The organism is Paenibacillus sp. T2-29, assembly GCF_052921365.1.
Genome location: NZ_JBREVE010000002.1, coordinates 607,340 through 630,412, shown reverse-complemented (window position 1 = coordinate 630,412; position 23,073 = coordinate 607,340). Strand labels below are relative to the sequence as shown.

Below are 23,073 nucleotides of genomic sequence, written 5' to 3'. Positions count from 1 at the left end.
TTATGATGTGAAAAGATTGAAAAAATTACCTTAATTTAAGAAGAATGGGGTACTTACATGTTTGGATGCAATATGCGCTGGTCTTGGCAGGAATGGATTGTTGCTGTATTCCGAATCTTGTGGTTGATTTGCTTTGTTTTGCTATCGTATCAAGACCGCCCATCTTTCCCTTTCACTGTTGTATTTATCACTGTTCTCGTTTGCTATTCACTACCTTTGTTCATTGATCGAAGCCATTATCTCTGGTATTTGTTGGCTGAAGTATTTCTAGTGGGTGGAATTTCTTTGCTATTTGCTCATCAATATGAGCTTGTCCGGCTATTTTTGCCAGCTGTTTTTACGATTGCGTTTTATAGCCGCGGCCGTTCACATGCGGTAACTTTTCCTCTTGCGTTGTTGATGTTTTGTCTGGGAGGAAGAGGGGCGTTTCATTGGACGATAGAGGACGTATTCCAGAACTTAGTGGATGCTTCGTTTGTATACGGTATTGGTTTCGGATTACAAATGGCATTTCGTTCTATAGATCGGATCAAACAAAAACTCGAATTAATAAAAAAGCAGTATCAGACTCTTGAGCAGTATTCAACTCAGGTTGAACAGATGACACTATTGGAAGAAAGATATCGCATGTCACGCGAGCTTCATGACTCGATTGGTCATACATTCACTTCCATTATCTTAAGTATGGAAACATTACGTCCTTATATCTCTTCTGAAGAGGGGATAGAAAGATTGCAATCTGTTCTTCAACTTGGTCGAACAGGGCTCGAAGATATCCGAAAGCAAGTTCATCAGATGGACCCTATGGAGGAAGATCCCTCTTTGGATTTATCCTTGCTCAATATAATTAATGAATTCAAAAAAAATACTGCCATTCGTGTTGTGTTCAGAACGATGGGGGAGCCGCTTCCTGTACTAAAACAGTCAAAACTGACCTTGTACCGCTGTTTACAAGAATTATTGACTAATGCCAGCCGACATGGGCATGCCAATTCTATTCAGGTGCTTCTTCACTACGACCATAACCAGATCATTTTGCAGGTGCAGGACAATGGGAAGGGAAGTGACGAAATTAAGTTCGGGTTTGGTCTTTCAGGAATGAAAGAGCGGCTTTCGTCCCTTCAAGGCAAGCTATACCTTCATTCCAAAGAAGGCGAAGGAACGATTGTGACCTGTTCTATACCATTACTTCAGGATACAGATGTTAGTAATCCAGAGATCAAGGTATTGTTGGTGGATGATCAATTACTCATTCGGGACAGTTTAGGCCTGTTGCTCAAAAACGAACCTGATTTTCGAATTCAAACGGCAGAAGACGGGAACGTTGCTGTAGATCGATGTGCCAGCGATCCCCCAGACGTTGTATTAATGGATGTACATATGCCCCAGATGGACGGTATTACTGCGACGAAGTTAATTAAAGAAAGCTGGCCTAACATACGTGTAATTATGATCACAACCTTTGATGACATTTCGTATGCTACGAAATCACTTGCTTTGGGTGCTGAAGGTTATGTACTAAAAACAATTGATCCAAGAGAGCTGGCTAATACGATACGGCTAGTGCATCACGGAGGAACGATGATTACCCAAGAAGTAGCAGGTACACTGTTTCAGCAAATGACGGGGACGATGAAGAATCCTTATGGACTGACAGAGCGGGAGTTGGAAATTCTACATTGTTTAACTGAAGGACACCGTTATAAAGCAATTGCAAGCAAGGTTCACTTGTCTGAAGGAACTGTTCGAAACTACATTTCGACCATATACTCAAAAATGCAAGTGCAGAGCCGTGACGAAGCAATTGAAAAAGCTAAAACAGAGTTGCTTACAGACTCTTAATAAAATGTGTAGACAGCGTGTGTCACTTGTTTAAACAACGTGAAAGAGATATCCTGCATTAGACAGAGTTTTTCAGCTTCGGAATTAAAAGAGTAGCTATAGTACCACCGAACCTAATAAATTGAAGTGAAAATAGCGTCGTCCTAAATTTGGTCGACGCTATTTTTGTATGCTGTTGATCCGCAAGTATGCGCAACGTTTACCTTAGCAAAACCGTATATGTAGAACAGCAATTGTATTTTGTTGCATATCCATAGAAGTCTACCATTCTACAAACTTGCAATTGCACTATCTAATGGGGGATAATGGAAGGGATACTTTCGACAGAAAATAGGGCTAAAGATAGAGAGTATACCTATAAAAGGTAGATCAGATTTACCGCATTTTTGTATATTATTGTAGAATAAGATCGTAATTCAGGTTATAGTAAAGGAAGAAATTAACTAGGATAGATTATACCCAAATACGTAATTGTGGAGGGAAATATGAGTACATTTAAAAATTGGTTGAATACAACTAAAAAAGGACTTGGAGACCAGGTTAAGAAATTTAAGAATAAAGATTTTATGGAAGCTGTTGTTGCAGGTTGTGCATTAGTAGCATTTGCCGACGGTACTATTAGTCCGGAAGAGAAAACAAAAATGGCCGGATACATAAATATTAGTGAAGAATTGAAAGTGTTTGATATGGGTGAGGTCATCAACCGTTTCAATCACTATGTAGCGAACTTTGAATTTTCACCTGAAATCGGCAAACAGGAAGCATTGAAAGCGATTGGTAAATTGAAAGGCAAGCCTGAAGTAGGTCGACTTGTCGTCGGCGTATGCAGTGCGATTGGTGCAGCTGACGGTGACTTTGATGCCAATGAGCAACGGATTGTTGCTGAGATTTGTGGCGCGCTTGGTTTGAATCCGTCTGAATTTAGTCTGTAAATTTTACGGAAGGGAGGTGTGTTAATCAGTGGCTGTAATTAATCTGGTCAAGGGCCAGAAAATTGATTTAACCAAGGGAAACACAGGACTAACCAAGGTTATAGCCGGATTGGGATGGGACCCAGTGCAGTCCAAAGGATTTTTTGGCTTCAAGAAGCAACCCAATATTGATTGTGATGCTTCTGCCATTTTGCTGGATGCTAACGGGAAACTAACTCAGTCTGACAATGTAGTATGCTTCCATAATAAAAAAAGCCCGTGCGGCTCAGTCGTGCATTCCGGTGATAATCTGACCGGACAAGGTGACGGCGATGATGAACAAATTATGATTGACCTGGCACGGATTCCGGCCAATGTCGATAAAGTGCTTGTTGTTGTGAATATATATGATTGCGTAAACCGGAAACAGGATTTCGGCATGATCGAGAAAGCGTATATCCGCATTCTGGACGGTGCCAACTCCAAGGAACTGGTGACGTTTAATTTATCTGATAATTTTGAGGGAATGACTGCGCTGATCTGCGGGGAGCTCTATCGCCACAATGACGAATGGAAGTTTGCTGCAATCGGTGCAGGCACCCATGCCGTACATATTGATGTGCTGGCTGAGCGTTACATGTAATTTAGGTTGCTCATACAAAACTAATGAGAAACGGGGTACTTACTCATGGCAATTAACTTATCTAAAGGTCAAAAAATTGATTTGACGAAAACAAACCCAGGTTTGTCCAAAATTATGGTTGGTCTCGGCTGGGACACCAATAAGTACGATGGTGGTAAGGATTTTGACTTGGACGTATCCGTATTTCTGGCGAATGCGGACGGCAAAGTAGAAACGGAAAAGAACTTCGTTTTCTTTAATAATCCACAAAACGAGAACGGTTCTGTCGTTCATACCGGAGATAACCGCACAGGTGAAGGTGACGGAGATGACGAGCAAATTAAAGTTGATCTGAGCAATGTACCTGCTAACGTAGAAAAGATCGCTTTTACGATTACGATCTATGATGCACAAGAACGCAGCCAAAACTTTGGACAAGTGTCCCGTGCTTATGCGCGTATTGTAAATGAAGCAAACAACGAAGAATTGGTTCGCTTTGATCTGGGAGAAGATTTCTCGATCGAAACAGGCGTCGTGGTAGGCGAGCTGTATCGCCATAGCGGTGAGTGGAAGTTTAATGCCATTGGTAGCGGCTACCAGGATGGTCTTGCAGGGTTGACACGTGATTACGGCTTAGCTTAAAAAAATCTACACGAAGAAGGCAGGTATGCAGTATGACGATTAGTCTTTCTAAGGGACAACGGATTGATCTGACCAAAACGAATCCAGGCTTGACTCGTGTGGTCGTAGGTCTTGGCTGGGATACCAATAAATACAGTGGTGGCGCTGAATTTGACTTGGATGCTTCGGCTTTCCTGCTATATGAGGATGGTAAAGCGAAGGCAGCTGACGATTTTGTATTCTACAATAACCCGACAGGTGGTGCGGGTGCTGTTACTCATACAGGCGATAATCGCACAGGTGAGGGCGACGGGGATGACGAGCAAATTATTATTGATTTTGCAAAGATTCCTGCAAACATCCATCGTATCGGTATTACAGTTACGATTTATGACTATGAGGCCCGTGCGCAAAACTTTGGACAAGTGTCCAATGCTTTTGTACGGGTGGTAGATGCGGCAACGGATCGTGAAGTGTTGCGCTACGATTTGGGAGAAGATTTCTCCACCGAAACAGCTGTGGTATTCTGTGAATTTTACCGTCACAATGCGGACTGGAAATTCCAGGCTATCGGTAGTGGCTTTGCTGGTGGATTGGGTGCGCTTGCTAAAAACTATGGCTTGGACGCTCAATAATATCCACTTGGGGTGGTGTCCAAAGGGCGCTACCCCTTTCTTTTTAAGCCATTGAAGAACGTACGCTGAACACGACAAACGGACAGAAAGGTGACACAATCATGGCTGTTATCGTAGTAAAAGGACAGAAGGTGGATTTGACCAAAACGAATCCGGGCCTGAGCCATGTCAACATAGGGATCGGTTGGGAGTGCTCAGCGGCTCTGGAACTCGATACTTCTGCATTTTTGTTAGGCCCTGGAGGGAAGGTATCGGGCGATGAGGATCTGATCTTCTACAATAATCCGACCACACCCTTTATCACCTATTCAGATGGACAACAGTTTGGTGACAAGAAACAGTTTTCGCTGGAGCTAACCAGAATACCTTCCCATATCGAGAAGATTGCGTTTACGCTGACCATTTATGATGCGGATCAGAAACGGCAAAATTTTGGACAGGTTCAAGGCGGATTTATACGTTTTGTTCATCCGGTTAATGGAGAGGTTTTACGATTTAATTTGGATAGTGGCTTTACAGTCGAGACGGCCATTGTGATAGGCGAGCTGTACCGCCATAACGGTGAATGGAAGTTTAACGCGATAGGCGCAGGCTTTTCCGGTGGATTGGATGCGTTGTGTGAAAATTTCGGCATTGAAGTGGAAAATAATCCGGCTCCTCCGGCGCCAGGGCCTACACCACCTCCAGCGCCTCGGCCAGCACCAACACCGCCACCTGCACCTCCTGTTCCAAAGCCAGAGCCATCTGCAACTCCGGTGAATCTGAATCTGCGGAAAATTGAGCTGAAGAAAAAGGGCGACACCATTATCCTGAAAAAAGGCTCAGGCGGATTAGGTGAAATCCTAATCAATCTGAACTGGAATCAGGTACAGCAGAGTAAGGGCTTTTTCAGTCGTGGCTCCAAGGGTGTCGATCTGGACCTGGGCTGCTTGTATGAGATGAAGAACGGGGATAAAGGTGTCGTTCAGGCGCTTGGGGAAGTTTTCGGTTCTCTGAATCGCTTCCCGTACATTGCTCTGGATGGTGACGACCGTACAGGCTCTGTGAAAACAGGGGAGAATCTTCGTATTAACGGTGCCAAAATTTCTGAAATTAAGCGAATTTTGGTGTTTACCTTCATTTATGAAGGAGTCACGAACTGGTCACAAGCAGACGGGGTAGTCACGCTGTACCAGAAGGACGGGCCAGACATTATCGTTCATATGAATGAACATGACAATCGCAAAGGGATGTGTGCGATTGCAATGATCCAAAATGTGAACGATGAAACGTTTAGTATTGAGAGACTCGTACAGTTTTATGGCGGTCATCGTGAAATGGATCAGGCATATAACTGGGGCATGCGCTGGACGCAGGGGAGTAAATAAATTGAATTATCGGAGGCACTCTTTTCATGTTGAATGATTTATTTAAAAATATCAGCGAGAACTACGGCCATTTCTTTTCATGGAGTGATGTGGTAGGTACGCTTACTGACCCGGTGAGTTGGGGGATTATTGGAACTCTCATTTTGCTGGAAGGTCTTTTGTCGGCGGATAACGCCTTGGTTCTCGCAGTTATGGTTAAGCATTTACCGAAGGAGCAGCAAAAGAGAGCCTTATTTTACGGGATTTTAGGTGCGTATATATTCAGATTCCTGGCCATCGGCTTGGGTACATTCCTGATTAAGTTCACGCTGATTAAGGTACTGGGTGCGGCTTATCTGCTCTACATCGCTTATAAGGGCTTATTCAAGTCCGAGGGTGATGGAGAAGTGAAGAACAAACCTACTTCTTTCTGGAAAACCGTATTAATGGTCGAACTGATGGATATTGCCTTCAGTATTGACAGTGTCATTGCCGCTTTTGGTGTGAGCGAGAAAGTATGGGTTCTGTTCCTGGGTGGTATACTCGGCGTTCTGATGATGCGTGGTGTTGCACAAGTGTTCCTCAAGCTCATTGATAAATTTCCGGAACTGGAACAGACAGCCTTTATTATGATCGCCATTATCGGGGGTAAAATGCTGGCTGCTGCTTTTGGCTTTCACATGTCGCAAGTATTATTCTTCGGCATTTTGATTGCCGTCTTTGTAGGCACAATGATTCTTAGCTCGGCGAAAAGAAAGAAAAAGGCCGACAAAGAGGCTTAATGTACAAAGTATAGCGAAATCCCTCCTGAAACTAAGGGGGGATTTCTTTTATACCCGAGGCACAGGGCTTCAGTCAGGCAAGAAAGAGCAAGAGGAGGGGAAGGGCCCTGAAATATTTTAATGATTTAACCTCTGAGGAAGTAGAAGCGATCTTTTGTACTCCACCGATGGAGTTTCATAACCGTTCACCCAAAAGTATATTGGCTTATGCCATAGGAGCGGCTTTGTACATGCCGGCGACTCGCTTGGAAGTAGCGGAAGAGATCAAGAATGGAAAGCATGAAGGACTAACAACGGTCATTCTGGATTTGGAGGATGCTATAGGGGATCAGCAGGTCGGACAGGCTGAAGAATCGCTGGCACAGCAACTGTTTCAACTATTGTCCTATGTACGGACAGGGATGATGAGTGAACAGCAATTACCTTTGCTGTTTGTACGTGTGCGATCTGTGGAACAGCTGGAACGACTGCTGAACAGTTTGGGAGAAACCCTGGAGCTGCTTACGGGCTTTGTCCTCCCCAAGTTCTCCTCTGATAATGGACGGGCGTATTTTGCACTCATTGCTGAGTATAACCGGACTATGCATACAGGGGCAGGAGACGCAAGCCGCACGCCTGTGTTGTATGGATTGCCGATTCTTGAAAGCTCTAAAATTATTTATCGGGAAACCCGTTGGAAAGAGCTGCTGGCGATAAAAGAAATTTTGGACGAGGTTCAGGAATATGTGCTGAATGTACGAATTGGGGCCACTGATTTCTCCAGTCTGTATGGGCTGAGACGCAGCCCGGATATTACGATTTATGAGATTGCCGTCATTCGGGACTGCATCGCAGATATTATTAACTTGTTCGGACGCGTGGACTCGGACTATGTCATTTCCGGTCCTGTATGGGAATATTTCTCTCACCGGGAACGTATCTTTAAACCTCAATTAAGAGTGTCGCCTTTTGAAGACGCATTTGGGAAGCCGGGGCGCTACTTGCGAATGGACTTCATCTCAGATGCAGTGGATGGGCTGATTCGCGAAGTTATGATGGATAAAGAGAATGGGATTATCGGCAAAACGATCATTCATCCGTCCCACATTAAGCCGGTACAGGCCATGTATGCGGTGACTCATGAAGAGTATATGGATGCACTTGAGATTGTTGAACGTAACGACGGTAGTCTGGGTGTATTCAAGAGCACCTATGCCAACAAAATGAATGAAATTAAGCCTCATTTGAATTGGGCTTATCGTATTATAAATAGATCTAAAGTATACGGGGTGTTACATGAACAACAACATTTTGTCAGTCTCTTACCCAACCACGAAAACACATCTGCTGCCAATTCTGGAGCAGTTCAGCGTTGAAATTAGGGAGACTCATAATCCATTCCGTCTTCCTGTGGATAAGCTGTTTGCGATGGCGGCACGGGTCAACAAAAAGCGTTCGTTTTTGTTTGTCAGCAAGGTGCTGGGTAAGCATATTCCGGTAAATCCATACACCTCTCTGTTAAGTGGGGCAGCACTGGCAATCCTGCTATATAAAGAGCTTGTCCCACAGTCAGGACAACAGATGGATAAACTGATTAGAGAGGCCGTGAGAGGACTTCTTGATTCGAATTATGCGAAAGAGGCCTATGAAAAGCTGATGGATGAACGTTTGGCTTTTGCTTTTCCAGAGCCAATTAAGTTTGTAGGTTTTGCCGAGACGGCTACAGCACTGGGGCACAGCATGTATCGGTTGTTTGATGACGGTGCTACATATATTCATACGACACGCGAGGATATTCCGGGCCTTCGGCCTATTATTCGGTTTGAAGAAGAGCATTCGCACGCTGTTGATCATCGTTGTTATGCACTGAATGAGGATGCTTTTGCCGGAGATGGACCCATTGTGCTGGTAGATGATGAGATTACGACAGGAAAAACAACGCTTAATATTATACGGGATATTCAGGAGCATTTTCCGCGCAAACAATATGTGATAGCTTCGTTATTGGACTGGCGGACAGACAGCGATGAGCAGGCTTTTGCCGATCTGGAAGCAGAGCTAGGTATTAGGATTACACCTCTAAGTTTACTCAAAGGAAAGATAGAAATACAGGGAGCACCGATACTGGACCACACAGAATATGCCGGACAGACTGGAAACGCTGAGCATGCAGCCACTAGCACCGTAGAGATTAACAAAGATTTTTCAGTAGATGACCACTGTCTTGAAAAGGATGCTTCCGCTTTTGAGCGAGTATCACATAGCTCCCTATCAACTGACGGGTATGCCAATACAACTCCTTATCTTAAATATACAGGTCGTTTTGGTCTACAATCCGCTGATAACTCAGCGCTGGATGCAGAAATCACGCGTACAGCTGCACGACTGAACCAACTTCGTTCAGGGCAACGCACACTGGTAATGGGTACGGGTGAATTCATGTACATTCCTATGCGCATTGCTGCGGAGTTAGGCCCGGATGTTTATTACCAATCGACGACACGCAGCCCGGTGTATCCCCACCGGGAAGAAGAGTATGGCGTCGCTTGTGGTGTGACCTATCCCTCGCCTGAGGACAGTACGGTAGGCAATTTTATTTATAATGTAGAGCCCGGTCAGTATGACGAAATATTCGTTTTGCTGGAAAGAGAGTCGGACCCAGAGCGAATGAAGCCCATGCTGGATGCATTGAGCTGTCTGGGCTGTGATAAAGTGCATGTCGTTTATTTTAACAGTTTAACTAAGCAGGAGAGTAAAGGAGCGCGGATATGAAGCAAGCACTCATGGAGCAAATACAGCAGAAGAACATTCATCCGCCCGTACCGCTAGGCAGTTATCCTGCCTCGGATGTCACTTTTTTATTGAAGGATTTGAGCCGGGTTGCGTTGGAAAAAGGGACAGAGGATCGGGAAGAGGCGATACAGTCTGGAGTCCATTATTCAGAAATGCTGCCTGTGGAATACCAGCCCACAGCAGAGTATATTGGATTGTTTCACGAAACGCTTGCCCAATCTGCCCAAAAGGTTGCATTAGCGGCAGCTTCTGTGGCTGAGATGATTGTGAGAAAAAGAGGTCTGAACACGGCGATTGTTTCTCTTGCCAGAGCGGGAACGCCCATTGGCATCCTGACCAAGCGTTATATTGACTGGAAGTATGGCGTATCCTTGCCGCATTACAGTATTTCTATTATTCGTGGCAAAGGTATTGACCGGAATGCTATTTTGTACATTTTACAGCAGCATGGACTGGGGATTGAACTTCAGTTTGTCGATGGCTGGACGGGGAAAGGCGCCATTCGTCAGGTGTTGATCGAGGCCTGCCGTGAAATGAATGCAGATTACGGGCTACGCCTAAATGATGATCTGGCAGTGCTGGCTGATCCAGGCAGCTGCTCGGAGACCTTTGGTACACGAGAAGATTATTTGATCCCGAGCGCTTGTCTGAATTCAACGGTATCGGGTCTGATGAGCCGGACGGTATTACGCGACGATCTGATAGGTCCGGACGATTTTCATGGGGCTAAATTTTATGAATCCTGGCGGTCGGTGGATCAGTCCAATACGTTTGTGGATACGGTATCCGGTTACTTTCAAGCCGTGGCTGAAACGGCGGCTGCATATGCGGAACAGATGACATTGAATCCGCCTGTAGTGACGTGGCAGGGCTTACGGGATATTGAGGCGATTCAGCAGGCATTTGGTATTCGGGATATCAATCTGGTCAAGCCGGGAGTGGGGGAGACGACTCGCGTATTGCTCCGCAGGGTGCCGTGGAAAATTCTGATTGACCGTGAAGATAATCCGAATCTTCAGCATATTATGCTGCTGGCCAAAGATCGTGGAGTGCCTGTAGAGGTATTTAAAGGATTGACCTATTCCTGTTGCGGGATCATCAAACCGCTTAAAGGGGGACAAGAATGATCTACGCAAGTGATCTGGATCAGACACTAATTTATTCCAAACGTTCGCTTGGCGTGCCACTGGAGTCCTCTGGTCTGCTGCCTGCGGAACAGATCGAAGGGGCGACGTCGGCCTTTATTTCTGCACAAGCTTTGCAATGGCTCAAGACACTACCGGCAGATGTCATGTTTATGCCTGTGACGACTCGGACCATGGAACAGTATAGACGAATCACCGTGTTTCAGACGGAGCTGATTCCCGCATATGCCGTGACGAGTAATGGCGGAAACATCATCGTCGGAGGCGAGGTGGACCGAGAGTGGAATCGGCGTATTCACGAACAAGTACGCCGCGATGGTGCTCATGCGGAAGAAGCACGTCAGGTGTTCGGACAGGTGCTGCATGAGGACTGGGTCGTAAGCGAACGTTTTTGCGATGAACTATTTTATGCTTTCGTGATTGAACGGGATCGTATGCCGCTGGAACAGGTGCTGGAGAAGGCGCGGATGATGCATGAAATGGGCTGGGAGGTATCCATTCAAGGCCGTAAAGTATATCTGGTGCCTGCGGCCGTGAATAAACAGGCAGCTGTGGAGCATATCCGCAACCTTACCAATGGGGGAGATGTGGTTGCATCCGGTGACTCTTTACTGGACCGTTGTCTGCTGGATTATGCCGACTATGCGATTGCTCCGCGTCATGGTGAATTGTATCGGGAACAGCTGCGGGATAAGCTAGAGGTCAACTACCGATTTACGGAAGTGTCGGGGGTTTATGCAGCGGATGAAATTATGGAATATGTCTATGAAGTGCACGGGAGCATATCAGCGGCTCGTACTTCATGATTAAAATAGTAGGGGACGTGGCGCTGTGAAGAAGGTCAAAGTGTATTTTAACCGCTGGTTTTCGGTGGTGTATCATTATATGAACGCTATTCGTAACAATGAGGACGGTATTCCGTTCGAGATCTATACCACACATTCGGATCCGCAGCACATGGCACTACAGGCCAGTGATGTAGCTGAAGTTGAGCCGCGCACGAGCGGTGTCGAGTATGCACAGTTTTGTGCTGATTTTTGCAGGCGACATGAAATTGATGTCTTTATTCCACGGTGGAATATGCTCGATATTAGCAAGCATCTTTATTTGTTCGACGATATTGGTACAGAAGTAATGGTGTGCCGGGATACCGAACTGCTGGAGCAATTGATGGAGAAGGACCTATTTTATGAATCCATTCGTCAAAAAGATATTGTCACCATTCCCGATTATGCCATTGCCAGTAATGCCGAGCAGTTTAGACAGGCGTATGAGTCATTAATAGCGCTTGGGCACAAGGTATGCTTCAAGCCATGTAATGCAGAAGGCGGTATGGGCTTTCGTATCATCGATAATGAACGCAATCCACTGGAGGAACTGTTCGGTCATGCGCTGAATCATATTTCGTTCGAGGAGGCCTATCGCGTATTGTCTTCCACAGAGACGTTTCCCAATTTGATGGTGATGGAACTGCTGGAGGGATACGAATACAGTATCGACTGCTTGGCTGACCGAAACGGAAAATTGTTAGCAGCAGTTCCGCGTAGGAAGGCAGGAGGGCGATTACGGCTACTGGAGCAGCATCCTGAGCTGTTGAAGGTGGCAGAGAAGGTCGCTGAGGCGTATCACATTCCGTACAATTATAACATTCAAGTGAAATATAACGGCGAGCGGGCTAAGCTGTTAGAGATCAATCCACGGATGTCGGGAGGTCTTCATGTATCATGCTTGTCAGGTATCAATTTTCCTTACCTGGCGGTGAAATCGGCTTTGGGTCATGAAATCGGTTCACTGCACCCGCAATACGACATTCTAGCCAGTCATATCGAGCAGCCAATCACGATACGCCAATCCTTACATTGACATAGGCAAATATTGTTTTCTACAATATGGTAAGGGTTTACGTCAGGAGGTACAAGCTATGACTTCTAAAATGTGGGGTGCCACGATTGCTGTGGTCAGCTACCTGATTGCGCTTTTACTAAGTTCTTGGTTGCCGTTGTTTGTGTGTTTGGCGATTCCGATCATTGGTCTGGGAGGATACAGCCTTATCATGGCTGTTCGCCATCCTCGACCTAATCTGACTGGTTCCGTGATTCCGGTGGTGCAGGAGCAGGTCGGTGAGACACAGCAGCATGAAAAGGAAGATGCCGTTCGACCGGAGTCTATAACAGGACAAGTACGTCAACCAGATCAGGTGAGCAGTGAATTTGCTCAGGTGATGGAGTATTTGGAGGTACTGGAGGATATGGTGATCTCCGAGGGACAGAAAGATGCGCTAGATAACGAGATTGTCGAGAAGGCGCTGGCTCTATTTGCACGTTTGCAGCGGGTCATCCCGCTTTTGCATGAATTGAACAACAGTGAAGTGAATCACACGGTTCGGAGATTGATTTTGAAGGACTTGAACGGACTGATTAACCCGTTTCTTCGGCTTAGTGGCGATGCGAAACGGACCAACCGGAGGACGCTACTAAACGGATTGCGAGATGTGGATAGCAAAATATCTGTGATTGTATCCACGGTGGAGCATAAGGATCTGATGGAATTACAGAGCAAAGCAGAGCTTATTCACCAGCGATACAGCAGTTCCGAACCGTAGGTTACTTTAAAGAATAAAAATCAGCAGCATAGCTGCTCTGAACAATAACTATTAGCTCTCAGCAACAGTTGTTTTCAGAATAGGAGGTTAGCATGATGGCGACCCCATGGGCTGAATTGAGAAAAGAAGATGAACAAAAGGTGACTGAGGAGGCTTCGCAGCTGATTCAAAAGGTATCGCAAAGCGATGTTATGAGTCTGGATACCTTAATGGATGACATTGGTAAGCTGGGGGTTAAAACGCAGGAACGGGCGGGACAAACCCTTAAAATGTTGGATCGTCCGGTAAACGATCTCATGTCCGGTGATCGGGCTGAGGTCTCGAATATGATCTTAAAACTCCGAGATGAATGCGAAACGCTTCAGCAGAGTAAAGATGTAGGTTTTTTTGGCAAGCTCCTGCGTAAAAGTCCGTTGAAAAACTACATTTATAAGTATCAGTCGGTGAAGACCAACATCGAAAAAATCATTACTGCCTTGAGAGATGGCAAGGATAATTTGGAAGAAAACATCGTCAGCATGAGACAGTTGAAGAAGGCTTCCATTGAAGAAATCTACAATTTGCAGACGAAGATTGCCTTTGGTAATCGCTTGAAAGAGCTGTTCGAAGCCGAGATTGCCAAGCCGGAAAATGAAAATCGCAAGCCTCATCTGGAACGGGGATTGCGCAAAGTAGTTACTCGTACACAGTCGATGACTGAAATGATCCTGTTATACAATCAGGCCATTGCAGCAACGGATATTATTAATGATAACAATGATAAACTGATTGATTCTGTCAATAATGCGATTGATAAAACATCGAATCTAATCACCGTATCGGCTATGATCGCGATGGCACTGGCCGATCAAGATAAAATTATTTCAGCCGTTGATGCGACTAACCGTACGATTGAGGATCAATTCAAGGAAAATGCGAAGCTTCTCAAAACGACGACCGAAAGAACGACAGATCTGCTTAGCAAGCCATCGATGTCATTGGAAGCTGTGAATCAGGCGATTGGCGATTTGGTATCTGCTTTGGATCTGTCTGAAAAATCAAACCGTCGGATTATTGAAAGCTGCCATGATTATACAAGTAAAATGACAGCAATCAATGCCAACCTTAGCCAACGTTTGGGCATCGAAGGGAAAGAACAATCCAAACCACTGAAGGATAACCATTCTTCTGAGGGTCTAAGTTCGTTTTTGAACTGATAGCTAATATACAATAATATAATAATCTATGAAAAAAGACGCCAGGGTGAGTCCCAAGGGCGTCTTTCTTTGGTTTGGCAGTGGACAATAAAGGACATGATGAACATATATAGCATTCTCGTGCATAAACTCTTAAAAAGTGAAATGACAAAGGAGAGAATGAGCGTATGATGTCCTTTATTTTAGGGTGTGTGATTGTCTTTTTACTCGTGGCTGCCAGTAGCGAAAAAGCAGACTCTATTGTGGAGTTAAATGAAACTGTGAAATAAAATTTTTTATTGAAAATCATGCATTTTCTGATAGGATAGAGTTAAATATTGGAATCCCAAAGGAGAATGCATGCTGGAATTTTCATTTGAAATCATCGATGAATCGAAAATCAACATTGTATATCAGTATGGGAGCAGTAGCTTCAATTTTAATTTATTTTTTAATTACGGTGTGTGGACGCTGCATCCCTTTGATGGGATTCTGTTGCAGAACAAGGAAATGTGCCGTCTGATCGTTACAGATCTGTTTAAGAACAAAGATTTTCATGTCATGCTGGCACGCGAAAATATTTTATTGTCAACCCTGCGTACCTCTATTGACCTCAATCCCGAAACTCGGGGAGAGCGATATCAGGAACAGGAATTTGATGAGCTGTCTGAATTTGCTGAGACACACAGCTTTGAAGATGTGCTGCAAATCGAGCAGGATTCTGTCCGCGAACGTATCGATTTTTTCCAAAACATCATCCAAAGGATGTATATGGAAGGATTCGGACCGGAAGACAATGATTTTAACAAGGTGCAAGCTATCCTCCGCATTTATAAGGCTGCACATGACCAACTCGGAGAATTGAGCGACTTTCCCCTAAGTGGCGACGAGCGACGACGCAGATGGTAGATTAAATGGACTAGTGAAAACATCATAGAGGAGCGTGGGGAACATGAGCGGTATTTCTTTACTTAAAAAGAATGCGCAATTGGTACTGACTAAAAAGAATCTAACGAATGTGACCGCGAGAGTTGGATTAGTGCTCGATATTTCAGGATCTATGAGAAGTTTGTACAAAAATGGTACCGTTCAAAAAGTGTTGGAGCGAATTGTTGCGGTAGCAAGTTCTTTGGATGATGATGGTGTACTGGATGTATGGGTGTATGATCACCGTTTTTCACGGTTGCCATCCGTTACCGAAAATGACGTTGACAACTATGTTGAAAAACATATTTTGTCCAATGATTATTTGCCCAAGTTTGGTCGAAATGATGAGCCTCCAGTGATGCGTGATGTCATCGCCAAGTACACCAAGGAAGAACCCTCTTCAGATCCGGCTTTTGTTATTTTTATTAATGATGGCGGTGTGAAGCGTGGAAAAGGGGACAATATTGACAACGCAGTCATTGATTCATCAGGAGAGCCAATTTTCTGGCAATTTATCGGTGTGGGTGAATCCGATTTTGGCGTATTAAAGAAGCTCGACAACATAGAAGGTCGTGTGGTAGATAACGCCAATTTCTTTCAAATACAAGATATCGAATCTATGGAAGACAATCAACTGTACGAACTATTACTTAACGAGTTCCCGTCATGGCTGCAAGAAGCGAAGGAAAAGCATATTTATTAAGGCTAATAAGTCTTGTACTATGAGAAACTTTTCAAAGTTTAATATAAAAAATGAAAAAAGAGAGAGCTCTGCTAGCATACGCTTTGCGGAACTCTCTCTTTTCATTTTACCAATCACTAAAACATGTAGAAGCTCTATTGGCGGTTGCTAGCGGAGCGGGCAGAATTGTTCTGGAGAAGCGAAGCGTTCGGAAGAACAATCTGCACGCGCAGCGTCCACCAACCGCAAGAAAGCTTCTCATTTCCTTAACTCATCCCCATTAATACTATCGAGCAAAGTAAAAGTCCCGTCCCGCACCCCGAAGTATATACCTTGAGGTGGCGGAACATGGATGTTTTCCAGGCAGACAGAGATTCATCGGAACGCAAACGTTCATTTTCCTCCTGTAATGCCTTGGATTGACGAATGAATAACTGCCCGATGTCGGCAAATCCCCGCAGAAAGAGGGTGAGAAAGCCACTTTGCAGAACATGGAAGATCGCACTGATCACCAAGCCCAGCAATCCTAACAGAAATAGCAGATTTGCGGTAGCCAGGTTTTCACGACCATACATGAGATGGGGTGCGGCGTATAAAAATCCTAAGGTACCGACAATCAGGGCAGTGATCCCGAAACGTAAAATCATTATTTTTCAACCCGTTTTGCAAAACGTAGATCTGGGTTCGAACGAGCGTCAAATACGATGCCTTGAATTTTAGGGCTGATTAATGCGGTATCCGCAGAGAACTGGATCGGAATAATCGGCAGATCTTCCATCAATACGTCTTCTGCCTGATGAAGCTGTTCAAAGCGTTTTGCCGGATCAAGCTCAAAGGTTGAGGATTCGATCAGCTTGTCATACTCCGGGTTGCTCCAGTTGGTAAAGTTGTTCGAATTTTTGGAAGTATAGTGTCCCAATACGCCAAGCGGATCAAGGAAGTTTCCTTCCCAACCCATACGGGCGATCTGGAAGTTCTTTTGTTTAAAGGTATCAATATATGTTTTCCATTCCTGATTTTCCAGCGTCACTTCAACGCCCAGGTTCGTTTTTAGCATTTCTTGAATGGCTTCAGCTACTTTTTTATGCTTGTCCGACGTGTTGTACTTGAAGGTGATCGGTGGCAGCTTGGTCAAACTTTCTTCTTTCAGTCCTTCAGCCAGCAATTGTTTTGCTTTTGCTGCATCAAACTCATAGTATTTTTTCGGCGCTTCATCACGGAAGTCTTTGCCAGACGGTGTTGTCGTTCCGTATGGAACATAGCCGTATGCAGGAGTTTCGCCACCTTTGGTTACGTTGGTAGCCAGTGCTTCACGGTCAATGGCGTAGGCAATGGCCTGTCTGATTTTTTTATTGTCAAACGGCTTTTGTTTTACGTTGAAAGAATACGTGTACACACTGAAGGATGGGTGCGACAGGAATTCCTTGCTGCTCTTTTCCTGATCCAGTGTATCCACAGGGAGGCTCAAGATCAGATCCAGATCGCCTGTTTTGTACATTTGATAATAGGTTGTGGAGTCTTGAACCATTTTTAAGTTAATCGTTGCCATTGTAATGGCATCTTTGTTCCAGTATTGATCGTTTTTCGTCAGCGTAATTTGCTCGTTATGTTTCCATTCCTTGGCTACATACGCGCCGTTGCCGACAATCGTGTTAGCTTCTGCTGCCCATTTGTCGCTTTTCTCCACAACAGCTTGGTTCACGGGTAAATAGGCGTGACCGACAGCAATCGTTGGGAAGAAGCTCAGCGGTGATTTTAGCTCAACGACAAGCGTTTTATCATCTTTAGCTGTAACACCTACATCTTCAATTTTACCTTTGCCTGTGTTGTACGCTTCGGCACCTTTGATATAGTAGAGGGCAGAAGGATCGTAGGCAGCCGTTTTCGGATTCAGGACTCGTTTCCAGGAGTATTCAAAATCCTTAGCTGTCAGCGGGTCACCATTCGACCATTTTGCGCCGTCACGAATGGTAAAGGTGTATGTTTTGCCGTCAGAAGACACGTCTACTTTGCTGGCAGCACCTTCTACGATTTTACCGGCTTTGTCGTATGTATACAGCCCTTCATACAGGTTATCAATGACAAAATAGGACGTTGTATCTGATGCGAAAGCAGGGTCCAGCGTATAAGGCTCGCCACCTGCCAGATTGGCTGTAATTTCTTGCGGGACATCTGCTTGAGACGCAGCGGACGAGTCGTTGCTTGCTGTCTTGTCTGCAGTGCCAGAGCATCCTGCCAAAGCCGTTACGGCTAAAAGTAAGATGATCGTCATCCAATGCATTTTTTTCATCGTGGTTTTCCTCCATTATTATGGTTAGTTAAACGATCAGCCGGGATTTATTCAACCTCCTTTCCGGCAGGTATGCCGCGTGTGCGCACTTCCATAAAGGAACTGCCGTTTTTTCTGCGGTTAGGCAAGAAGCTGCGGATCATGGTGACACCCCTCCTTGTCCAATTTGGATATCTGTGTTGTTAATGCTGTGAACGCGGGTCAAGTGCATCCTGAAGCCCGTCTCCAAGTGTGTTGAACGCCAGCATGGTGAGCGATATCATCAGACCGGGGAAGAATAAGCGCCACCATTGACCGCTTAAAATAACGCCGAGCGAGTCGTTGGCCATTGTTCCCCAGCTTGCTGAAGGTGACTGAATCCCCAGACCGAGAAAACTCAGGAACGATTCGGCAAAGATAGCCGACGGGATAGTGAACGTCAGGTTCACGATTATGATGGCCGCTGCATTCGGCAGCAGGTGCCTGAAAATAATGCGTGAATGAGATGTCCCCAAGCTGCGGGCGGCCAGCACATATTCCTGCTGCTTGAGCTGTAGGATTTGCCCACGCACCACCCGAGCCATGCCGACCCATCCGGTAATTGATAAAGCAATAATCATCGTGAGCAGGCCGGGCTTCATAATGACGAGCAGCAGAATGATGACCAGCAGATAAGGAATGCTGTACAAAATTTCAATAATACGCATCAGGACATTGTCGATTCGGTCGCCCGTTTTACCATGTCCCGCACAATAACCAGCTACACAGCCGACGAGAATGCCAAGCACCAAATCAATGGCAGCAGCAGCAAAACCAATCATAAGTGAAATTCTAGCTCCGGCCCATGTCCGTGCCCATATGTCTCTCCCCAGATCATCCGTGCCAAACCAATGCTCTTTCGAAGGAGAGAGGTTCGTTTTCAAAAGGGATTGATCACTGGGTGCATAAGGAACCATGGAAGGTCCGACAATCGCTAGCACAATAATAATGATAAGTAGAGAAAACCCCAACAGAGCAAGCTTGTTGTTAAAAAGTCTGCGAAGCCGATCCCGCCATGGTGACTCTTGGGGTCTGGTCAACGTGGGGGTGGGTATCTGGCTGCGGTCTACAAGACTAAACAGACTGTCCTTTTCGACAGTAGGTGCTGCTTTCATGTTAATCTCCTTTGCTGACTAATTTGATTCGCGGATCGACAAGGCGATAGGATATATCAATTAGAAATAAGGTAACGACCAGAATGGCACTGTAGAAAATGGTCGTACCCATAATGACTGGATAATCCCGGTTAAAGATACTGTCTACGAAATATTTACCGATGCCGGGAATGGCGAATATTTTTTCGACGACAAAGGTACCTGTAATCACAGAAGCGAATAGCGGTCCGATAAAGGACAGCACCGGAATTAATGCATTGCGTAGTCCGTGACGAATGACTATTGCCCAAGAGGACAACCCTTTCGCTTTGGCGGTGCGTATGTATTCCTCATGCATGACTTCCAGCATACTTGTCCGCATAAAACGGGCGATAACAGCAAGAGGTGAAACAGCGAGAGCTAGCGATGGAAGCACCGTGTGCTGCCAGGTTCCCCATGAGGCGACCGGAAGCAGATGCCATTTGACGGCAACATACTTGATTAACAATGGCGCTAATATGAAGCTGGGGACGGAAATACCCACAATGGCGATAAACATTGAAATATAATCCAGTGGTCGATTATGGTGTAAAGCAGCCAATGTTCCGAGTGAAATACCGGCTATAATCGCAACCACGATGGATTGAATACCCAGCAGTGCAGAAGGTGGAAAGCCTCTGGCGATAAGCATATTTACGTCGGTTGTTTTCGATTGAATAGACGGCCCCATATCCAGCACGAGCAGATTTTTGAGATACAATACATACTGCACAGCGAGCGGCTTGTCCAGATTGTACCTGGCACGCATGTTTTGCAATACAGCCTCCGGAATAGTCTTGGAATCGTTCGAGAACGGATCACCCGGAATGATGTGCATGATAATAAACGTTAAAGTGACGATAATCCATAACGTAATGAGCATCGTGAAAAGACGTTTTAAAATGTACATGGGACTATATTTCTCCTGTCTATCAAGCTGATTTTCATTCTATTGTTGTTGAATTTTTAAAATAAATAAAAGTATATAAGAATACTAGGAAATGATAAAACGGATAAGGTAACATGTCAAGGTAAGGTTTTACATTATAGAACACAGGTCAAATTTTCGTCACAAGTTTTCCATTTTTATAAGGCTAAGAATCCGCTGATTCCTCTCGACGAGTATCCTGCGGTATGTTATGATGATACTCTGATAACGTGTTAACGAACTAAAGCGTTTGCCACCTGTTCTTGAATATGGGGGTCACCATTGTTGGAGGGGAATAAGATGAGAAAAGCAGCCATGTTTACGATGATGATTGGTTTGATTATGATCGTGTTGGCCGGATGTTCCGGCGGTAAAGATAACAGCAAGTTGATTATTGGAATTGATGATAAATTCGCGCCGATGGGCTTTAGAGATGAAAATAATGAGCTGACCGGTTTTGATATTGATTATGCGAAGGCGGCCGGGGAACAAATGGGCAAGCAAGTGGAATTCCAGCCGATCGACTGGTCTGCCAAAGAATCCGAGCTGAACAGTGGACGTATTGATCTCATTTGGAATGGATACACCATTACAGATGAGCGTAAGGAAAAGGTGCTGTTCACAAAACCATATCTGAAAAATAGTCAGGTCATTGTCGTTCCAGCTACCTCCAGTCTTTCCAAGCTGGCTGATCTGGCGGGCAAAACGGTGGGCCTCCAAACGTTGTCCTCAGCAGCCGACGCACTAGATGCGAATCCGATCAAAAGTAAATTGAAGTCAGTGTCGGAGTACCCGGATAACGTTCTTGCTTTGACAGATCTGAAAACTGGTCGCCTGGATGCAGTTGTCATTGATGAAGTTGTTGCCAAGTATTATATGTCCAAGGAACAAGGGACGTATAAGCTGCTTGATGAATCACTGGCTCCTGAGGAATATGGCATCGGCGTGAAAAAGGGGAATGAAGAGCTGTTGACGCAACTGCAATCTGCTTTGGATAAGCTGCACAAGAACGGAAAAGCGGCTGAGATTTCAAAAAAATGGTTCGGTGAAGATAAAGTATTAAATTAATACGTAATGTAATGAACTAAGGATTTAGGAGTCGAAGGTTATGAGTATGGAATATATTTTACGAATTATGAAGCCTATGCTTGAAGGGGCACAGATGACGATTATTTTATTTTTCATTACGCTCATCTTGTCTATTCCGCTCGGGTTTATCGTTACGCTGCTGGCCAAAAGTCGGTTTAAGCCTATTGCCTGGCTGATGCACACGTACATTTATGTTATAAGAGGCACGCCGCTTTTGCTGCAATTATTGTTCTTTTGTTTTGGTCTGCCGATGTTGCCTGTCATTGGGGAATATCTGGTACTGGACCGGACAACGGCTGCGGTACTGGCATTTGTACTGAATTATGCGGCTTATTTTGCAGAGATTTTTAGAGGCGGGATGTTGTCGATTGATAAAGGGCAATACGAGGCTTCGCAAGTGCTGGGCTTAAGCAAGTCGCAGACGTTGATTAGAGTTATTGTGCCGCAAATGGTACGGATTGCTTTGCCTGCGGTAACCAATGAGGCGACGACCCTGGTGAAAGATACGGCTTTGCTGTATGCGGTAGCAGTACCGGAACTTTTGCATTTTGCCAATACGGCTGTAAACCGTGATTTCTCGATTGTGCCTTATGTTGTAGCGGCAGTTATTTATTTATTGATGGCTTTGGTGCTTACAATATTCTTCAGAGCACTGGAAAAACGTTTTAAATTCGAGTAAAAGGAATGTCGGGATATGAACACTAACGCAATAGAAGTAACCGATTTGAAAAAATCATTCGGCCAGCTCGACGTTCTGAAAAGAGTGAGCTTTAACGTGAAGTCGGGCGAGGTTGTAGCTGTCATCGGTCCTTCAGGTTCAGGGAAAAGTACCATGCTTCGCAGCTTGGTGCATCTGGAGGATGTGACAGGCGGGACGATTCGCATCCATGATAAAGCCCTGGTGGAAAACGGTCACTATGCTCCGGCAGGCGACATTAAGAGCATTACTACCGGAATGGGCATGGTGTTTCAGCATTTTAATCTCTTTCCTCATTTGACGGTGCAGGATAATCTGGAACTGGCTCCAAAGCTGGTGAAAAAGGTGAGCAAGGCTGAGTTGCGACGCCAGAGCGCCGAGTTGCTCGCTAAAGTCGGCTTGGCGGACAAAGCGGATGCGTATCCGTCCCGATTGTCGGGGGGACAGAAGCAGCGGGTGGCGATTGCCCGGGCAATGATGATGAACCCTGATATTTTACTGTTTGACGAGCCAACCTCGGCCCTTGACCCCGAGCTGACAGGTGAGGTACTGCGAGTGATCAAAAAGCTGGCTGAGGAGCATATGACGATGGTCATCGTGACCCACGAAATGAATTTCGCGAGGGATGTGGCAGATCGCGTCATTTTTATGGACAATGGAGAAATTGCAGAATCCGGTACACCGGAGCAGATTTTTGGCAATCCGCAGTTGGAGCGGACGAAGGTGTTTTTGAATCGGGTGGGGGATTAAAAACATAGTTGTTTGTTTGGGAGTATGTCGGGGAGGCGCTACGCGTGCAGATCATTCTTCCGATCGCTGTTGTAACGGCGAACGCTCCGCTTCTTCAGAACAATTC

At 45.3% G+C, this 23,073-nt stretch carries 23 protein-coding genes; 19 read left to right on the top strand and 4 right to left on the bottom strand.

Going from position 1 to position 23,073, the window contains the following annotated elements; genetic code table 11:
• Nucleotides 1-57 precede the first annotated feature (57 nt).
• The 16 genes from ACU1JV_RS08595 (at nucleotide 58) to ACU1JV_RS08520 (ending at nucleotide 16,083) form a co-directional block, all read left to right on the top strand.
• Complete coding sequence (locus tag ACU1JV_RS08595; RefSeq protein WP_025679829.1) at nucleotides 58-1,842, top strand: hybrid sensor histidine kinase/response regulator transcription factor; 1,785 nt, start codon at nucleotides 58-60, stop codon at nucleotides 1,840-1,842.
• A gap of 485 nt (nucleotides 1,843-2,327) precedes the next feature.
• On the top strand, nucleotides 2,328-2,774 hold the full coding sequence (locus tag ACU1JV_RS08590) for a tellurite resistance TerB family protein (protein ID WP_013369616.1): 447 nt from the start codon (nucleotides 2,328-2,330) through the stop codon (nucleotides 2,772-2,774).
• 28 nt (nucleotides 2,775-2,802) lie between these two features.
• The gene (locus ACU1JV_RS08585; RefSeq protein WP_013369617.1) at nucleotides 2,803-3,396 is read left to right on the top strand and encodes a TerD family protein; all 594 of its coding nucleotides are present in this window, start codon (nucleotides 2,803-2,805) and stop codon (nucleotides 3,394-3,396) included.
• Nucleotides 3,397-3,441: 45 nt separating this feature from the next.
• Nucleotides 3,442-4,017 (top strand): TerD family protein, encoded by a 576-nt coding sequence (locus ACU1JV_RS08580; protein ID WP_013369618.1) that lies wholly within the window; start codon nucleotides 3,442-3,444, stop codon nucleotides 4,015-4,017.
• A gap of 32 nt (nucleotides 4,018-4,049) precedes the next feature.
• Nucleotides 4,050-4,631, top strand: coding sequence for a TerD family protein (locus ACU1JV_RS08575; protein ID WP_013369619.1), 582 nt, complete (start codon nucleotides 4,050-4,052; stop codon nucleotides 4,629-4,631).
• A 101-nt stretch (nucleotides 4,632-4,732) separates the two neighbouring features.
• A complete protein-coding gene (locus tag ACU1JV_RS08570) occupies nucleotides 4,733-5,998 on the top strand; it encodes a TerD family protein (RefSeq protein WP_413985654.1) in 1,266 nt (421 codons plus the stop codon).
• 26 nt (nucleotides 5,999-6,024) lie between these two features.
• Nucleotides 6,025-6,759 (top strand): TerC family protein, encoded by a 735-nt coding sequence (locus ACU1JV_RS08565; protein ID WP_013369621.1) that lies wholly within the window; start codon nucleotides 6,025-6,027, stop codon nucleotides 6,757-6,759.
• A 167-nt stretch (nucleotides 6,760-6,926) separates the two neighbouring features.
• Nucleotides 6,927-8,114: an HpcH/HpaI aldolase/citrate lyase family protein gene (locus ACU1JV_RS08560; protein ID WP_165080197.1), complete on the top strand. Its 1,188-nt coding sequence runs from the start codon at nucleotides 6,927-6,929 to the stop codon at nucleotides 8,112-8,114.
• Between the two features lie 52 nt (nucleotides 8,115-8,166).
• Nucleotides 8,167-9,510 (top strand): phosphoribosyltransferase family protein, encoded by a 1,344-nt coding sequence (locus ACU1JV_RS08555; protein WP_165080565.1) that lies wholly within the window; start codon nucleotides 8,167-8,169, stop codon nucleotides 9,508-9,510.
• A complete protein-coding gene (locus ACU1JV_RS08550) occupies nucleotides 9,507-10,658 on the top strand; it encodes a cysteine protease StiP family protein (protein ID WP_165080199.1) in 1,152 nt (383 codons plus the stop codon). Before ACU1JV_RS08555 ends, ACU1JV_RS08550 begins: the two co-directional genes overlap by 4 nt.
• The gene (locus tag ACU1JV_RS08545) at nucleotides 10,655-11,482 is read left to right on the top strand and encodes an HAD family hydrolase (RefSeq protein WP_165080201.1); all 828 of its coding nucleotides are present in this window, start codon (nucleotides 10,655-10,657) and stop codon (nucleotides 11,480-11,482) included. The genes ACU1JV_RS08550 and ACU1JV_RS08545 overlap by 4 nt, the downstream gene beginning before the upstream one ends.
• Nucleotides 11,483-11,507: 25 nt before the next feature.
• Complete coding sequence (locus tag ACU1JV_RS08540; protein ID WP_165080203.1) at nucleotides 11,508-12,539, top strand: ATP-grasp domain-containing protein; 1,032 nt, start codon at nucleotides 11,508-11,510, stop codon at nucleotides 12,537-12,539.
• 58 nt (nucleotides 12,540-12,597) lie between these two features.
• Nucleotides 12,598-13,278, top strand: coding sequence for a hypothetical protein (locus ACU1JV_RS08535; protein WP_413985655.1), 681 nt, complete (start codon nucleotides 12,598-12,600; stop codon nucleotides 13,276-13,278).
• Between the two features lie 95 nt (nucleotides 13,279-13,373).
• Entirely contained in the window at nucleotides 13,374-14,474 is a 1,101-nt protein-coding gene (locus ACU1JV_RS08530; RefSeq protein ID WP_058711024.1) for a toxic anion resistance protein, read from the top strand.
• Between the two features lie 339 nt (nucleotides 14,475-14,813).
• Nucleotides 14,814-15,362 carry a hypothetical protein gene (locus tag ACU1JV_RS08525; RefSeq protein WP_013369629.1) on the top strand — a complete coding sequence of 183 codons (549 nt, stop codon included), beginning with the start codon at nucleotides 14,814-14,816 and terminating at the stop codon, nucleotides 15,360-15,362.
• Between the two features lie 43 nt (nucleotides 15,363-15,405).
• A complete protein-coding gene (locus ACU1JV_RS08520; RefSeq protein ID WP_025676162.1) occupies nucleotides 15,406-16,083 on the top strand; it encodes a vWA domain-containing protein in 678 nt (225 codons plus the stop codon).
• Nucleotides 16,084-16,328: 245 nt separating this feature from the next.
• On the opposite strand, the gene ACU1JV_RS08515 is transcribed toward ACU1JV_RS08520, so the two are convergent.
• From ACU1JV_RS08515 to ACU1JV_RS08500, 4 genes are all read right to left on the bottom strand, one after another.
• The gene (locus ACU1JV_RS08515) at nucleotides 16,329-16,709 is read right to left on the bottom strand and encodes a DUF3899 domain-containing protein (protein WP_090736593.1); all 381 of its coding nucleotides are present in this window, start codon (nucleotides 16,707-16,709) and stop codon (nucleotides 16,329-16,331) included.
• Nucleotides 16,709-18,352 carry a peptide ABC transporter substrate-binding protein gene (locus ACU1JV_RS08510; RefSeq protein ID WP_413985656.1) on the bottom strand — a complete coding sequence of 548 codons (1,644 nt, stop codon included), beginning with the start codon at nucleotides 18,350-18,352 and terminating at the stop codon, nucleotides 16,709-16,711. Before ACU1JV_RS08510 ends, ACU1JV_RS08515 begins: the two co-directional genes overlap by 1 nt.
• A gap of 182 nt (nucleotides 18,353-18,534) precedes the next feature.
• Complete coding sequence (locus ACU1JV_RS08505; RefSeq protein WP_264216666.1) at nucleotides 18,535-19,485, bottom strand: ABC transporter permease; 951 nt, start codon at nucleotides 19,483-19,485, stop codon at nucleotides 18,535-18,537.
• Nucleotide 19,486: 1 nt separating this feature from the next.
• Nucleotides 19,487-20,413, bottom strand: a complete 927-nt coding sequence (locus ACU1JV_RS08500) for an ABC transporter permease (protein ID WP_013369634.1) — start codon at nucleotides 20,411-20,413, stop codon at nucleotides 19,487-19,489.
• A gap of 318 nt (nucleotides 20,414-20,731) precedes the next feature.
• Between ACU1JV_RS08500 and ACU1JV_RS08495 the strand changes: the two genes are divergently transcribed.
• Genes ACU1JV_RS08495 through ACU1JV_RS08485 form a run of 3 tightly spaced genes read left to right on the top strand, consistent with a single transcriptional unit; the run spans nucleotide 20,732 to nucleotide 22,967 of the window.
• Nucleotides 20,732-21,499, top strand: a complete 768-nt coding sequence (locus ACU1JV_RS08495; RefSeq protein ID WP_058829018.1) for an amino acid ABC transporter substrate-binding protein — start codon at nucleotides 20,732-20,734, stop codon at nucleotides 21,497-21,499.
• A 40-nt stretch (nucleotides 21,500-21,539) separates the two neighbouring features.
• Nucleotides 21,540-22,199 (top strand): amino acid ABC transporter permease, encoded by a 660-nt coding sequence (locus ACU1JV_RS08490; RefSeq protein ID WP_013369636.1) that lies wholly within the window; start codon nucleotides 21,540-21,542, stop codon nucleotides 22,197-22,199.
• A 15-nt stretch (nucleotides 22,200-22,214) separates the two neighbouring features.
• Entirely contained in the window at nucleotides 22,215-22,967 is a 753-nt protein-coding gene (locus ACU1JV_RS08485; RefSeq protein ID WP_013369637.1) for an amino acid ABC transporter ATP-binding protein, read from the top strand.
• The last annotated feature ends 106 nt before the right edge of the window (nucleotides 22,968-23,073 follow it).

Excerpts from the sequence above, each read along its gene's own strand:
- ACU1JV_RS08595 (WP_025679829.1), top strand. The coding sequence starts at position 58 with ATGTTTGGATGCAATATGCGCTGGTCTTGGCAGGAATGGATTGTTGCT.
- ACU1JV_RS08590 (WP_013369616.1), top strand. The coding sequence starts at position 2,328 with ATGAGTACATTTAAAAATTGGTTGAATACAACTAAAAAAGGACTTGGA.
- ACU1JV_RS08580 (WP_013369618.1), top strand. The coding sequence starts at position 3,442 with ATGGCAATTAACTTATCTAAAGGTCAAAAAATTGATTTGACGAAAACA.
- ACU1JV_RS08575 (WP_013369619.1), top strand. The coding sequence starts at position 4,050 with ATGACGATTAGTCTTTCTAAGGGACAACGGATTGATCTGACCAAAACG.
- ACU1JV_RS08570 (WP_413985654.1), top strand. The coding sequence starts at position 4,733 with ATGGCTGTTATCGTAGTAAAAGGACAGAAGGTGGATTTGACCAAAACG.
- ACU1JV_RS08565 (WP_013369621.1), top strand. The coding sequence starts at position 6,025 with ATGTTGAATGATTTATTTAAAAATATCAGCGAGAACTACGGCCATTTC.
- ACU1JV_RS08560 (WP_165080197.1), top strand. The coding sequence starts at position 6,927 with ATGGAGTTTCATAACCGTTCACCCAAAAGTATATTGGCTTATGCCATA.
- ACU1JV_RS08555 (WP_165080565.1), top strand. The coding sequence starts at position 8,167 with ATGGCGGCACGGGTCAACAAAAAGCGTTCGTTTTTGTTTGTCAGCAAG.
- ACU1JV_RS08550 (WP_165080199.1), top strand. The coding sequence starts at position 9,507 with ATGAAGCAAGCACTCATGGAGCAAATACAGCAGAAGAACATTCATCCG.
- ACU1JV_RS08545 (WP_165080201.1), top strand. The coding sequence starts at position 10,655 with ATGATCTACGCAAGTGATCTGGATCAGACACTAATTTATTCCAAACGT.
- ACU1JV_RS08535 (WP_413985655.1), top strand. The coding sequence starts at position 12,598 with ATGACTTCTAAAATGTGGGGTGCCACGATTGCTGTGGTCAGCTACCTG.
- ACU1JV_RS08530 (WP_058711024.1), top strand. The coding sequence starts at position 13,374 with ATGGCGACCCCATGGGCTGAATTGAGAAAAGAAGATGAACAAAAGGTG.
- ACU1JV_RS08525 (WP_013369629.1), top strand. The coding sequence starts at position 14,814 with ATGCTGGAATTTTCATTTGAAATCATCGATGAATCGAAAATCAACATT.
- ACU1JV_RS08520 (WP_025676162.1), top strand. The coding sequence starts at position 15,406 with ATGAGCGGTATTTCTTTACTTAAAAAGAATGCGCAATTGGTACTGACT.
- ACU1JV_RS08515 (WP_090736593.1), bottom strand. The coding sequence starts at position 16,709 with ATGATTTTACGTTTCGGGATCACTGCCCTGATTGTCGGTACCTTAGGA.
- ACU1JV_RS08510 (WP_413985656.1), bottom strand. The coding sequence starts at position 18,352 with ATGAAAAAAATGCATTGGATGACGATCATCTTACTTTTAGCCGTAACG.
- ACU1JV_RS08505 (WP_264216666.1), bottom strand. The coding sequence starts at position 19,485 with ATGAAAGCAGCACCTACTGTCGAAAAGGACAGTCTGTTTAGTCTTGTA.
- ACU1JV_RS08500 (WP_013369634.1), bottom strand. The coding sequence starts at position 20,413 with ATGTACATTTTAAAACGTCTTTTCACGATGCTCATTACGTTATGGATT.
- ACU1JV_RS08495 (WP_058829018.1), top strand. The coding sequence starts at position 20,732 with ATGAGAAAAGCAGCCATGTTTACGATGATGATTGGTTTGATTATGATC.
- ACU1JV_RS08490 (WP_013369636.1), top strand. The coding sequence starts at position 21,540 with ATGAGTATGGAATATATTTTACGAATTATGAAGCCTATGCTTGAAGGG.
- ACU1JV_RS08485 (WP_013369637.1), top strand. The coding sequence starts at position 22,215 with ATGAACACTAACGCAATAGAAGTAACCGATTTGAAAAAATCATTCGGC.